The sequence below is a fragment of the Rhodosalinus halophilus genome (assembly GCF_003298775.1).
In the GTDB taxonomy this organism is placed as follows: Bacteria; Pseudomonadota; Alphaproteobacteria; order Rhodobacterales; family Rhodobacteraceae; genus Rhodosalinus; species Rhodosalinus halophilus.
Genome location: NZ_QNTQ01000014.1, coordinates 139,959 through 151,497 on the forward strand (window position 1 = coordinate 139,959; position 11,539 = coordinate 151,497).

At 70.7% G+C, this 11,539-nt stretch carries 14 protein-coding genes; 4 read left to right on the forward strand and 10 right to left on the reverse strand.

What is annotated here, in order from left to right:
- Window positions 1–48: 48 nt before the first annotated feature.
- Together purF and DRV85_RS14680 are read right to left on the reverse strand one after the other, a co-directional pair.
- On the reverse strand, window positions 49–1,521 hold the full coding sequence (gene purF / locus DRV85_RS14675) for an amidophosphoribosyltransferase (protein ID WP_113290226.1): 1,473 nt from the start codon (window positions 1,519–1,521) through the stop codon (window positions 49–51).
- Window positions 1,522–1,624: 103 nt separating this feature from the next.
- The gene (locus DRV85_RS14680; RefSeq protein ID WP_113290227.1) at window positions 1,625–1,828 is read right to left on the reverse strand and encodes a hypothetical protein; all 204 of its coding nucleotides are present in this window, start codon (window positions 1,826–1,828) and stop codon (window positions 1,625–1,627) included.
- A gap of 144 nt (window positions 1,829–1,972) precedes the next feature.
- Between DRV85_RS14680 and DRV85_RS14685 the strand changes: the two genes are divergently transcribed.
- Complete coding sequence (locus tag DRV85_RS14685; protein ID WP_113290228.1) at window positions 1,973–3,163, forward strand: alpha/beta hydrolase; 1,191 nt, start codon at window positions 1,973–1,975, stop codon at window positions 3,161–3,163.
- A 9-nt stretch (window positions 3,164–3,172) separates the two neighbouring features.
- Here the strand turns inward: DRV85_RS14685 and DRV85_RS14690 are convergent, their stop codons facing one another.
- Window positions 3,173–3,736, reverse strand: a complete 564-nt coding sequence (locus tag DRV85_RS14690) for a CvpA family protein (RefSeq protein ID WP_113290229.1) — start codon at window positions 3,734–3,736, stop codon at window positions 3,173–3,175.
- A 43-nt stretch (window positions 3,737–3,779) separates the two neighbouring features.
- A complete protein-coding gene (gene radA / locus DRV85_RS14695) occupies window positions 3,780–5,132 on the reverse strand; it encodes a DNA repair protein RadA (RefSeq protein WP_113290230.1) in 1,353 nt (450 codons plus the stop codon).
- A gap of 78 nt (window positions 5,133–5,210) precedes the next feature.
- Here radA and DRV85_RS14700 point away from each other — a divergent pair, with 78 nt between their 5' ends.
- Window positions 5,211–6,329 carry a glycosyltransferase family protein gene (locus DRV85_RS14700; RefSeq protein ID WP_113290231.1) on the forward strand — a complete coding sequence of 373 codons (1,119 nt, stop codon included), beginning with the start codon at window positions 5,211–5,213 and terminating at the stop codon, window positions 6,327–6,329.
- Here the strand turns inward: DRV85_RS14700 and DRV85_RS14705 are convergent.
- The 5 genes from DRV85_RS14705 to alr are packed head-to-tail and all read right to left on the reverse strand — an operon-like array spanning window position 6,295 to window position 9,719.
- Window positions 6,295–6,780 (reverse strand): paraquat-inducible protein A, encoded by a 486-nt coding sequence (locus DRV85_RS14705; RefSeq protein ID WP_113290232.1) that lies wholly within the window; start codon window positions 6,778–6,780, stop codon window positions 6,295–6,297. The two genes, DRV85_RS14700 and DRV85_RS14705, sit on opposite strands and share 35 nt — an antisense overlap.
- Window positions 6,771–7,157 carry a hypothetical protein gene (locus tag DRV85_RS14710; protein WP_113290233.1) on the reverse strand — a complete coding sequence of 129 codons (387 nt, stop codon included), beginning with the start codon at window positions 7,155–7,157 and terminating at the stop codon, window positions 6,771–6,773. Before DRV85_RS14710 ends, DRV85_RS14705 begins: the two co-directional genes overlap by 10 nt.
- Entirely contained in the window at window positions 7,157–7,903 is a 747-nt protein-coding gene (locus tag DRV85_RS14715) for an ABC transporter ATP-binding protein (RefSeq protein WP_113290234.1), read from the reverse strand. Before DRV85_RS14715 ends, DRV85_RS14710 begins: the two co-directional genes overlap by 1 nt.
- The gene (locus tag DRV85_RS14720; RefSeq protein WP_113290235.1) at window positions 7,900–8,682 is read right to left on the reverse strand and encodes an MlaE family ABC transporter permease; all 783 of its coding nucleotides are present in this window, start codon (window positions 8,680–8,682) and stop codon (window positions 7,900–7,902) included. Before DRV85_RS14720 ends, DRV85_RS14715 begins: the two co-directional genes overlap by 4 nt.
- Complete coding sequence (alr, locus tag DRV85_RS14725) at window positions 8,679–9,719, reverse strand: alanine racemase (RefSeq protein WP_113290236.1); 1,041 nt, start codon at window positions 9,717–9,719, stop codon at window positions 8,679–8,681. The genes DRV85_RS14720 and alr overlap by 4 nt, the downstream gene beginning before the upstream one ends.
- 85 nt (window positions 9,720–9,804) lie before the next feature.
- On the opposite strand from alr, the gene cobS reads away from it, so the two are divergent.
- Window positions 9,805–10,587: an adenosylcobinamide-GDP ribazoletransferase gene (gene cobS / locus DRV85_RS14730; RefSeq protein ID WP_113290237.1), complete on the forward strand. Its 783-nt coding sequence runs from the start codon at window positions 9,805–9,807 to the stop codon at window positions 10,585–10,587.
- A complete protein-coding gene (gene cobC / locus DRV85_RS14735) occupies window positions 10,578–11,105 on the forward strand; it encodes an alpha-ribazole phosphatase family protein (RefSeq protein WP_113290238.1) in 528 nt (175 codons plus the stop codon). The genes cobS and cobC overlap by 10 nt, the downstream gene beginning before the upstream one ends.
- On the opposite strand, the gene DRV85_RS14740 is transcribed toward cobC, so the two are convergent.
- The coding region (locus DRV85_RS14740; RefSeq protein ID WP_113290239.1) for a DUF1194 domain-containing protein at window positions 11,087–11,539 on the reverse strand (453 nt) is incomplete at its 5' end. The genes cobC and DRV85_RS14740 overlap by 19 nt on opposite strands.

Consider the following 11,539-nt stretch of genomic DNA (forward strand, 5'->3'; position numbering starts at 1 on the left):
CGATAATGCCCGAAGGGCGGAAGAGCGGCCCCCGCGGGGGGCCGTTTTCTATTCGGCCGCCTTCACGGTGAAGCCCTGCTCGATCATGTCGGCGGGCTCGACCGGGTAGTCGCCGGAGAAGCAGGCGTCGCAGTATTGCGGCGCCGCCGCGTCGCGGCCCTGCGCCTCGCCCACCGCGCGGTAGAGCCCGTCGAGCGAGATGAAGCGCAGCGAATCGACGGCGAGATGGGTGCGCATCTCTTCCTCGGACATGGAAGCGGCGAGCAGCTTTTCGCGCTGCGGCGTGTCCACGCCATAGAAGCAGGGCCAGGCAGTGGGTGGGCTCGCGATACGGAAATGCACCTCGGCCGCGCCGGCGTCGAGCACCATCTCCTTGATCTTCCGCGAGGTGGTGCCGCGCACAACCGAATCGTCCACGAGGATCACCCGCTTTCCGCGGATGAGCGCGCGGTTGACGTTGAGCTTGAGGCGCACGCCCATGTTGCGGATCTGCTCGGTGGGCTCGATGAAGGTGCGGCCCATGTACTGGTTGCGCACGATCCCCATGGCGAAGGGAATGCCGGCCTCTTGGCTGTAGCCGATGGCGGCCGGGGTGCCGCTGTCGGGCACGGGGCAGACGAGATCCGCCTCGACCGGGGCTTCGCGCGCCAGTTCCACGCCGATCTGGCGGCGGGTTTCATAGACCGAGCGCCCGCCGATCATCGAATCGGGGCGCGAGAAATAGACGTGCTCGAAGATGCAGAAGCGCGGGCGCGCGGGACGGAAGGGGCGCAGGCTCTCGACGCCCTCCTCGGTGATGACCACCATCTCGCCCGGCTCGATCTCGCGCACGAACTCGGCCCCGATGATGTCGAGCGCGCAGGTCTCGGAGCTCAGCACCCAGCCCTCGCCCACGCGGCCCAGCACCAGCGGGCGCACGCCCAGGGGGTCGCGCACGCCGATCAGCTTGGTGCGCGTCATGGCGACGATGGAGAAGGCGCCCTCGACACGGCGCAGCGCGTCTTCCATCCGCTCGGGGATGCCCTTCTGCAGCGAGCGCGCCATCAGGTGGATGATGCATTCGGTGTCCGAGGACGACTGGAAGATCGAGCCGCGCTCGATCAGCTCGCGCCGGAGCGCCACGGCGTTGGTGATGTTGCCGTTGTGCGCTATGGCGGCGCCGCCCATCGAGAACTCGCCGAAGAAGGGCTGCACGTCGCGGATCTGCGTCGGCCCCTTCGAGCCGGAGGTGGAGTAGCGCACATGCCCGATGGCGAGGCTGCCCGGCAGCGTCTCCATCACGTCGGCGGAGGTGAAGCTGTCGCGGACGTAACCGAAGCGGCGGGCCGAGTTGAAGCCCTGCTCGGGGTGGTAGGCGACGATGCCGCCGGCCTCCTGTCCGCGGTGCTGAAGCGCGTGCAGGCCGAGGGCCACGAAATTCGCCGCGTCGGCGGCGCCCAGCACGCCGAAGACGCCGCATTCCTCACGCAGCTTGTCGTCGTCGAAGGGGTGGGCGCGGAAGGCAGGGGGCTGGTCGGGCATGCCGACGGGCTCCGATTCTCTGTCGGAAAAGGGTTGATCTCACACATAGGGATTCCGAGGCCCGATGTCATCAAACGATCATGAATCGCCTCTCGCGCCGGTCTCAGGCGACGAAGGGTGCCGTTATGCCCAGCACGAGGACGCCCAGGACGATCCAGACCACGCCCGGGGCATGGGCCTTGCGGGGACGGGGGCTGACGGCCCCTGCAATGCTCCGCGCGGCTTCGGCGCGCATACGACGGCCGCGTTGCGTGTAAAAGCCGGTGTCGATGGAGCCGTCGGAGCGGCGCTTGATCTTGTCGGTCATCGCTGGTGTCTCCTTCGCTGACATGGTCCGGAGGATGCCGTGGGCGACGTGCCGGCGCTTGAAGACAGGCTTGCGGAGGTCTTGCGAAAGGCTGGATTTCGTCTGGCGGGCGCATAAAGCTGTGCTCGGGAAAGGCTCGGTGCGATGATCTATGCCTTCGGCGACTACACGCTGGATACCGGCGCGCATGTTCTGTGCCACGGTGCTCGCGACGTTCACGTCGAGCCGCAGGTCTTCGACCTTCTCGCCTTGCTGGCGGCCCGCGCCCCTGAACTGGTGAGCTATGACGACCTCGTGGCCGAGATCTGGCAGGGGCGCATCGTGTCGGATGCGACGATCGCCGCACGGGTGAGCGCCGCGCGCGCCGCCGTCGGAGACGACGGGAGGCGTCAGTCAGTGATCCGGACCCACACGAAGCGCGGTCTGCAACTCGTGCTGCCTGTCGCATCCTCGCACGGCGCTGCGCCGCCACCGCCCGCCGCAGACGCCGGCACGACACAGACGATCCGCTACGCACGATCGCGCGACGGCACGGCCATCGCCTGGGCCGAGACCGGCGAGGGGCCTCCGCTCCTGCGCGGCGGCCACTGGCTCAACCACCTCGAGCATGACTGGAAAAGCCCTGTGTTCGGGCCATTGCTGAAGCGGCTCGGGAACGGACGGCGCCTGATCCGCTACGATCCGCGCGGCACCGGCATGTCCGAACGCAGGCTGAACGGCGGCCGCTTCGAGAGTTTCGTGGACGACATGGAGGCCGTCGCCGACGCGGCCGGTCTGGACCGCTTCGCGATCTACGCCATCAGCCAGAGCGTTCCCATCGCGCTGGCCTTCGCGGCGCGGCATCCGGAGCGCGTCAGCCGGATGATCCTGAACAACGGGCTCGTGCGGGGTGAACTGGCGCGCGGCGAGGCGGGCAAGACCGAGGCGTTCACGGCGCTGATCCGTGCGGGATGGGGCGTGCCGGGCTCCGGCTTCATGCAGGCGGTAGCCACCATCTTCATGCCGCTCTCGACGCGGGAGGAGCTTGAGAGCCTCGTCGAGACGCAGCTCGTCTCGGCAACGCCCGACGTGGCGGCCGAGCTGCGCGCCCGGATTGCCGAGATCGACGTCACGGACATTCTGGACCGGATCGCCTGTCCGGTTCTCGTGTGCCACGCGTCGGGGGATGCGGTGCAGTCGCCCGAGCAGTCGAAGCAGATCGCGGCCCATGTGCCGGGCGCGCGCCTGTCCTTCGTCGATACGCCCAATCATGTGGTGTGTCCCAGCGATCCGGTCTGGGAAGACTGCGTGTCCTCCTTCGAGGCGTTCCTCGACGAAGGACACCGGTCTGTCTGAGCGCGCGCTTCAGGCCGGCGCGTCGCAGACGCCCACGAGTTCCTCGTATTGCCGGGTGATCCAGCCGAGCGCCGCATCGGGGTCGCTGCGCGCCTCGATCTGCTCGGCGAGCTGGGCGAAGACCCGGGCCGAACGGCTGTCGTCGATCACCGCGATCTGCTGCGCGCTGATCACCGTCTCGTATACGAAATAGGCCAGCGCCACGAGCAGGATGCCGCGCGCCACCCCGAAGAGGAAGCCCAGCGCCTGGTCGATTCCGCCCAGCGCCGAGCGCTGCACGGCCGAGGAAAAGAGCGGCGTGAAGAGCGAGATCACCAGAAGCGCGACGGCGAAGACCGCCGCGAAGCCGGCGATCACCGAAAGCTCGCAGCTGTCGGCGAGGAAGTCGCCGAGGACGGGCACCTCCTTGACCAGCGGCGTCGCCTGGGGCGCGAAGACGAAGGCCAGAGCCGCGGCCGCGATCCAGCCGGCGATGGCCAGCACCTCGCGCACGAATCCGCGCGCGTAGGCGAGAAATGCAGATACAACGACGACGAGCGCCACCACGCCGTCGATGATGGTGAAGCCTTCCATGCGCGGTGCCTGTCCCTCTGCCCGTCCCGCCCCCGGAGCGCCGCTACCCGGCGCCGAATGTCCCGCCAGCCAGATCCGCCAGTTGGCCCATGCGGGTCAGTTCGAGCCCGCCGCTCGGCCCCGGCTTGCCGCCCTCGGGCAGGATGGCCGAGGTGAAACCAAGTTTTCGCGCCTCTTTCAACCTGTTTTCGGTCTGGCTGACCGGGCGGAGGGCGCCCGAGAGGCTGATCTCGCCGAAGACCACGGTGTCGTGGGCGAGCGGCTCGCCCTCGCGCGCCGAGAGGAGTGCGGCGGCCACGGCCAGGTCGGCCGCGGGTTCGGCGATCTTCAGCCCGCCGGCCACGTTCAGATAGACGTCGAGCCCCGCGAAGGGGATACCGCAGCGCGCCTCCAGCACGGCGAGGATCATCGCCAGGCGCCCGCCGTCCCAGCCCACCACGGTGCGCCGGGGCTGGGCGTGCGGGGTGGGGGCCACCAGCGCCTGCAACTCCACCAGCAGCGGGCGCGACCCCTCGATGCCGGCGAAGACGACCGAGCCCGGCGCGGGCTGGCCGCGCTCCGACAGGAAAAGCTCCGAGGGGTTGCCGATCTCGGCGAGGCCCGCGCCCGTCATCTCGAAGACGCCGATCTCGTCGGTGGCGCCGAAGCGGTTCTTGACGCCGCGCAGGATGCGGAACTGATGCCCGCGCTCGCCCTCGAAGTGCAGCACCGTGTCCACCATGTGCTCGACGACTCTCGGGCCTGCGATCTGACCTTCCTTGGTCACGTGGCCGACGAGGATCACAGCGGTGCCGCGGCGCTTGGCGAAGGCGGTGAGCTGATGGGCCACAGCGCGGACCTGGCCCACCGAGCCGGGCGCGCTGTCGGCCGCGTCGGTCCACATGGTCTGGATCGAATCGATGATCACGAGCCCCGGACGCTCGGCCTCGAGCGTGGCGAGGATGTCGGAGAGCGCCGTCTCGGCGCCGAGCCTGACCGGCGCATCGGAAAGCTCGAGCCGCCTGGCGCGCATCCTGACCTGCGCCGAGGCTTCCTCGCCGGAGATGTAGATGGTGGACAGCCCGCGCGCGGCGAAGCGGGCCGCGGCCTGCAGAAGCAGCGTGGATTTGCCGATCCCGGGATCGCCGGCGAGCAGCACCGCCGAGCCGGGCACCAGCCCGCCGCCCAGCACGCGGTCGAGTTCCGCCATGCCCGAGGCGGCGCGCGGCGCGGGCCGCTCCTCGGCGTCGAGGCCGGAGAGCGGAATCGCGCGCCCGGCCTTCGGCGCCCGGCCGGGGCCGGCCTTCGCGCTCTCTTCCTGCAGCGTGTTCCAGGCGCCGCAGGCGTCGCAGCGGCCGGCCCATTTCGCATGGGCGGCGCCGCAGGCGGAGCAGATGAAGGCGGCGGCCTTGGCCATGAGGGCTGTTTGGTCCGGGACGCGCGCTTTGCCAAGGGGGAGATTGCCGTTCGCGAACAGCAGCGGTATCCCCCGGCCATGTTCGACACGCTGACGTTGCAGGCGTTGCGACTTCCGAAGGACTCGCCGGTGCGGCGCGCGCGGTTGACACCCCCGGCGCAGCGCGCGCCGGGCTCCGACGAAGCATTCGATTTCCGCACGCTGGCTTACGGAGCGGTGTGGGTGCCGGAACGGCGCGCGGTGATCCTCGTCTGCCCGCCGCTGCGCGAACTGGAGCCCGTTCTGCGTCACGCGAGGATCGCCGGGACCGCCGGGGCGCTGTCCGTGGGACGACTGGTGCGGTATCGGCGATGGGACGCGCTCTGGTGCAGGGCGGCGGGGGATCCGGGGCCGGAGCTCGACGTGACACTGCCCGCGGAGGCAGGCGGAGCGAGGCTGCGGATGCCGGTGATGCCGCGGATCGGGGTCTTCGACCGCCTGCGCTGCCTGGTGACCAAGTCTAAGGACAACGAACTCGACTGGATCGCTGACTGGGCCGCGCATCACGTTCGGGCGCAGGGGACCGAGGCGATCATTCTGTTCGACAACGGGTCGACCCGCTATGCCCCGGCCGTTGTGACCGAGAGTCTCGCCGCGGTGCCGGGACTGAAGGCCGCGCTGGTGGTCTCGGCGGACCTGCCGTTCGGGCCGACGGCGAAGACGGTGCCGAAGAACCGGGAGCTGTTCTTCCAGTCGGCGACGCTCAACCTCGCGCGCCTGTGGCTGCTGCGCCGCGCCGCGGCGGTGGCGGTGAACGATGTCGACGAGCTCTTCGTGTCGCGGGGCGCGCGCACGATCTACGAGGCGGCGGCGCAGAGCTGGCTCGGCTATGTCACCGCGCCGGGCATCTGGCGGCATGCCGCGACGGGGCAGGCGCCGCGCCACGTTGATCATCAATGGGCCTTCGTCCCCGAAAAGCCCTGCACGGAGAAGTATTGCGTGCGCCCGGGCGGGCCATTGGGCGGACTTGCGTGGGACGTGCATGGCGTGGGGCGGTATCAGTTCAACCGGGTGGCGCAGGCGCGGGATCAGCGCTTCCTGCATTGCAGGGCGATTTCGACGGGGTGGAAATACGACCGCAGCCGCCGGGACCGCCCCGTCGAGCACTGCCCCGAGACCCGATCTATTCTGATGCAGACGCTGGGTGAGGGCGCGTGAGGCGGCGCTCGGCGAGCGAGATCGCCAGCGAGGCGAGGATGCAGAGGGTGAAGAGGTAGAGGCCCCAGGCCACCTCGACGCGCCCGACGCCGATTCCCCTGGCGACGGTGATGTAGATGGCGATCAGGAAGATGTCGGCCATGGCGAGCCGGCCCAGCCCTTCCAGCGCGGGCGCCCAGCGCGCCGAAAGCAGCCCGAAGTGCCGCGCGGCGAGCCCGAGCGTCTTGGCGTAGGGCGCCACGAGCGCGAAGAGCGCCACGACGACCGCCAGCGCCCGGTCATTGTCCCAGAGCGCGGCGAGGCCTGACAGCACGCTGATCTCCGACATCCCGAAGAGCGGCAGAAGCCCTGCGCGCAGCAGCGGGGCGGACCAGGCGACAGGGTAGAGCAGGAGCAGAGCGAGATTGACGGCGACCAGCCAGCGCGGCGCGACCGTGCGCCTCAGCCCCATGCGGCGTAACCCCACAGCCCCAGCAGGGCGCCCAGCCACATCAGGTGGATGATGTCCAGCCAGGCCCAGCGCCACCCCGGCGCGAAGCCCGCCGCCACCAGAAGCGCCGAGGCAGCGAGCGGCACGGCCATGCCGCCGCCCGCGTTGCGCACGAAGCTCGCCGCCTGCAGCGCCGGCGCGTCGGGCAGCAGCGCGGCGAGCTTGACGGCGACGGCGACGCCCGCCACCGCGAGCGCGGCAAGCGAAAGCCGGCGGCAGGCGCCCCGCGCGACGACCGCCTTGATCAGCGCCAGCAGGGCCAGCCCCTCCAGATAGAGGGTCTGGCGGAAGCCGATGAAGGCCAGCAGCACCGGATCCGGCTGGAAGAACTCGGGCATCAGCGCACCGCCGCGATCGGGCCTTCGGCGCGGCCGTGGATGAACTGATCGACGTAAGGGTCGCCCGAGGCGTCCAAATCCGCCACCGGGCCTGTCCATTTGATCACGCCGTCATGCAGCATCGCCACGTTGTCCGCGATGGCGCGCACGCTCGTCATGTCGTGGGTGATCGCGATGGCGGTCGCCCCCATCTCGGTCACGATCTCGCGGATCAGATCGTTGATGACGCCCGCCATGATCGGGTCGAGCCCCGTGGTGGGCTCGTCGAAGAAGATGATCTCGGGCTCTGCGGCGATGGCGCGGGCGAGGCCCACGCGCTTCTGCATGCCGCCCGAGAGCTCTGCCGGGTAGCTGTCGGCCACATCCGGCGAGAGCCCGACGCGGCGCAGCTTCTCGACGGCGATCTCGCGCGCTTCGGCCTTCGGGCGCTTGAGCGCGCCGCGCAGCAGACGGAAGGCCACGTTCTGCCAGACCGGCAGCGAGTCGAAGAGCGCGCCGCCCTGGAAGAGCATTCCGAAGCGGGCGAGAAAGGCGTCGTGATCGCCCTCGTGCACCTCCGTGCCGTCCACCGTGATCTCGCCCGCGTCCGGTTCCACCAGGCCCAGGATGCATTTCAGCATCACCGACTTGCCGGTGCCCGAGCCGCCGATCACCACCATCGAGGTGCCGCGCGCCACGAAGAGATCGACGCCGCGCAGGACGCGATTCGTGCCGAAGGCCTTGTGGACGCCCCTGAGCTCGATCATGCGGCGAAGAAAAGCTCCGTCAGAATGTAGTTCGCGGCGAAGATCAGCACGCTGGAGGACACGACCGCCTGCTTCGTGGCGCGGCCGACGCCCTGCGCGCCGCGGCGCGAGTTCATGCCGTGGTAGCAGCCCATGAGCGCGACGATGAAGCCGAAGGCCGCCCCCTTCACGAGCCCCGAGAGGATGTCCCAGGTCTCGAGGAAGTTCACCGTGTTCTCGAGATAGGCCGCGCCGTTGAATCCCAGCCGCGCGAGCCCGACGAGGTAGCCGCCCATGATCCCCACCGAGTCGCCCACTGCGACCAGCACGGGCACCGCGAGCGTCGCGGCGAGAACGCGCGGCGCCGTGAGGTACTTCATCGGATCGGTGGAAAGCGTCACCAGCGCGTCGATCTGCTCGGTCACCTTCATGGTCCCGATTTCCGCGGCAATCGAGGAGGCGACGCGCGCCGCCACCATCAGGCCGCCCAGAACGGGGCCCAACTCGCGCACGATGCCGATGGCGACGATCTGCGGCACCACCGCCTCGGCGTTGAAACGCGCGCCGCCGGCGTAGATCTGCAGCGCCAGCGCGCCGCCGGTGAAGAGCGCCGTCAGCCCCACGACCGGCAGCGAGAGCCAGCCGATCTGGATCAGCGCCACGCCGAACTCGCGCGCGTAGAAGGGCGGGCGGACGACGTGCGAGACGGCCGAGAGCGCATAGAGCGCCACCGCCCCGACCTCGCCCAGCAGGCGCAGAACCGCCCGGCCGAGGGCGCCGAGGGGGGCGAGCGGGCTCATCCGCCCGTATAGCGCCGCGCGTAGCGGCCCTGGCCGAGGGAGGTGAGGATCTCGTAGCCGATGGTGCCGGCCGCCTGCGCGAGATCGCCCACCCGCTGATCCGCGCCCAGCAGCTCGAGATACTCGGGCGGCTCCGGCAGATGGGTAACCTCCACCCCGATCAGATCCATCGAGATCCGCCCGCGCACGGGGCAGGGGACGCCGTCGTGGAAAAAGGCGAGCTGCGGCGCCATGCCACGGGCGATGCCGTCCCCGTAGCCGCCCGAAACCGTCGCGATCCGCGCGGGGCGCTCGGCGATCCATGTCATGCCGTAGCCCACGCTTTCGCCGGGCGAGACATCGCGGGTCTGGATCACCGGCAACCGGAGGGTCACGACCGGCTGCGCCTCGGCGAAGGGCAACCCGCCGTAGACCCCGATGCCGGGGCGCGTCAGGTCGAAATGATAGGCAGGGTCCATAAGCGCCCCGCCGGTGGCGCCCAGCGACCGGGGGGCGTCGATCCCCTCGGTCATGGCGCGGAACGCGGCGAGCTGGCGGGCGTTCATCGGGTGGTCCGGCGCGTCGGCGCAGGCGAGATGGCTCATCACCAGGCGCGGACCGAGCGCGCGCGCCCGCCCGCGGACCGCGGCCCAGTCCGCGGGTTCCATGCCCAGGCGGTTCATGCCGCTGTCGAGCTGGATGCCGAAGGGGGCCTGGGGCGCGGACTCGAGATGCCGGGTCATCTGTTCCGGCGAGTTCAGCAGCGGCACGAGCGCGGCGTCGCGGATCAGGGCGGCATCGCCCGGCATGTGCCCGCCGAAGACAAAGATCTCGGGCTCGGGGCCGAGCGCCTGGCGCAGCCGCGCGCCTTCCTCCGCGATGGCGGTAAAGAACTTCCGCGCGCCGGCCCGCGCCAGCGCCTGCGCCACCGGCGCGAGACCCAGCCCGTAGCCGTCGGCCTTCACCACGGCGCCGGCCTCGGCCGCGGAACGCTCGGCCAGCCTGCGCCAGTTCTCCGCCAGCGCGCCCAGGTCTATGTGAAGCTCAGCCTCCGCCATGCCGCCTAATTCGCACCCCTGCGCCGCGCGTCAAGCCGAAATCCCCCGGCTTGCCGCGTCGCCCGGGCCCGGCTAAGGCCGCTGCATGACGCAGGAAACCCCCTTTTCCGGCTGGCGCGACGAGATCGGCGTCTTCGCGCTCGCCGTGCAGTTTCTGACGCGGCTGCCGGTGCCGCAGGATCTGGCGTTCTCCGAGGGGCGGCTTTTGCGCGCCACGCGGTACTATCCGCTGGTCGGGCTGCTCGTCGGCGCGATCGGCGCGGGAGTCCTGCTGACGGCGGCCATGCTCCTGCCGTGGCCGGTGGCGGTGCTTCTGTCGATGGCGGCCACGCTGCTCGCAACCGGCGCGTTTCACGAGGACGGGCTGGCGGATGCCGCGGACGGGCTGGGCGGCGGGCTCACGCGGGAGCGGGCGCTGGAGATCATGCGCGACAGCCGGATCGGCACCTACGGTGCGCTGGCGCTGGGCATGGCGCTGGCGCTGAAATTCGCGGCGCTTGCCGCGTTCGCGCCGGCCGACGCCGCGGCGCTTCTGATCCTGGGGCACGGCATCAGCCGCTACGCGCCCGTGGCGGTGGTCGCCCGCCACCCCTATGCCCGCGAGACGGGGGCGAAGTTCACCGCGCCGTCGGTCTCGGCAGCCGGGCACCGCGCGGCGCTCGCCACGACCCTCGCGCTGGCCGCGGCCCTTGCGCTCGCGCTGGGCCCCGGCGGGGCGCTCGCTGCGCTCGCGGGCGCCGCGCTTCTCGCTGCGCTCGTCGCGCGGCGCTACCTGCGCCGCCTCGGCGGCTATACCGGCGACTGCCTGGGCGCGACGCAGCAGATGGCCGAGCTGGGGCTTTACCTTGGGGCGCTTGCATGGCTCTGACGCTGCTGCGCCACACCACGCCCGAGGTCGCGCCGGGTACCTGCTACGGGCGCACGGATCTCGCGCTCGCGCCGAGCTTCGAGGCCGAGGCGGCGGAGGTCATCGCGCGGCTGCCGGAGGTCGCGCATGTGGTGAGCAGCCCGCTCACGCGCTGCGTCCGGCTGGCCGAGCGGATCGCGGGGGTGCGCGGGCTGCGCGCGCGCATCGAGCCGCTCTGGACCGAGATGGATTTCGGTCGCTGGGAGGGCGTGCCCTGGTCCGCGCTGCCGCGCGACGAGCTCGACGCCTGGGCCGCGGATTTCTATCATGCCCGCCCACATGGCGGCGAGAGCGTCGCGGAATTGCAGGCGCGTGTGGCCGAGGCGCTCGCGCGCCTGCCTGCCGAGCCGGTGCTGGTGGTCACGCATATGGGCACGATCAAGGCGGCGCTGCATCTGGCCGGGCGCGCGGGCGCCTGGGATCACACGGTGCCCTTCGGCACGGCGGTGCCCGTGCCGCGTCAGGGCTCGGCCCAGTAGCCGCGATAGCGGTCCCAGATCTTCTCGCCGATCAGGCAGTCCGCCTCCGCCTCGGCGCTGTATTGGGCGCGCCATGTGCGCGCTCCGGCCACCGTGGGAGCGAGCCCCGCGATCTCGAGCACCAGCTTGCGTTTGACCGCGTCCGGGAACTGGTCCCAGCCATAGACCGGCAGGACGAAGGCCCCGGGGCCGCCCACCACGCAATCCTCGTAATAGACGTCGAGATCGGCGATGTCCCAGATGGCGAGTTCGTCCTCGGGCGTCATCAGAGGCAGGCCGTTGATGGTGATGCCCTGCGCGAGCGCGTGGTCGCGCGCCATGAAGACCGGGCGCCCCTGGTTGTTCGGGCCGTCGCCGGAGATGTCGATCACGCGCCTGAGTCCGTGGAAGTCGTTGTCCTCGAAGCTCTCGACCGCATAGAGCAGCGCGCCGGA

What these genes read in the sequence shown, in the direction of transcription:
- purF (WP_113290226.1), bottom strand. Translation starts at nt 1,521, where the DNA reads ATGCCCGACCAGCCCCCTGCCTTCCGCGCCCACCCCTTCGACGACGAC.
- DRV85_RS14680 (WP_113290227.1), bottom strand. Translation starts at nt 1,828, where the DNA reads ATGACCGACAAGATCAAGCGCCGCTCCGACGGCTCCATCGACACCGGC.
- DRV85_RS14685 (WP_113290228.1), top strand. Translation starts at nt 1,973, where the DNA reads ATGATCTATGCCTTCGGCGACTACACGCTGGATACCGGCGCGCATGTT.
- DRV85_RS14690 (WP_113290229.1), bottom strand. Translation starts at nt 3,736, where the DNA reads ATGGAAGGCTTCACCATCATCGACGGCGTGGTGGCGCTCGTCGTCGTT.
- radA (WP_113290230.1), bottom strand. Translation starts at nt 5,132, where the DNA reads ATGGCCAAGGCCGCCGCCTTCATCTGCTCCGCCTGCGGCGCCGCCCAT.
- DRV85_RS14700 (WP_113290231.1), top strand. Translation starts at nt 5,211, where the DNA reads ATGTTCGACACGCTGACGTTGCAGGCGTTGCGACTTCCGAAGGACTCG.
- DRV85_RS14705 (WP_113290232.1), bottom strand. Translation starts at nt 6,780, where the DNA reads ATGGGGCTGAGGCGCACGGTCGCGCCGCGCTGGCTGGTCGCCGTCAAT.
- DRV85_RS14710 (WP_113290233.1), bottom strand. Translation starts at nt 7,157, where the DNA reads ATGCCCGAGTTCTTCCAGCCGGATCCGGTGCTGCTGGCCTTCATCGGC.
- DRV85_RS14715 (WP_113290234.1), bottom strand. Translation starts at nt 7,903, where the DNA reads ATGATCGAGCTCAGGGGCGTCCACAAGGCCTTCGGCACGAATCGCGTC.
- DRV85_RS14720 (WP_113290235.1), bottom strand. Translation starts at nt 8,682, where the DNA reads ATGAGCCCGCTCGCCCCCCTCGGCGCCCTCGGCCGGGCGGTTCTGCGC.
- alr (WP_113290236.1), bottom strand. Translation starts at nt 9,719, where the DNA reads ATGGCGGAGGCTGAGCTTCACATAGACCTGGGCGCGCTGGCGGAGAAC.
- cobS (WP_113290237.1), top strand. Translation starts at nt 9,805, where the DNA reads ATGACGCAGGAAACCCCCTTTTCCGGCTGGCGCGACGAGATCGGCGTC.
- cobC (WP_113290238.1), top strand. Translation starts at nt 10,578, where the DNA reads ATGGCTCTGACGCTGCTGCGCCACACCACGCCCGAGGTCGCGCCGGGT.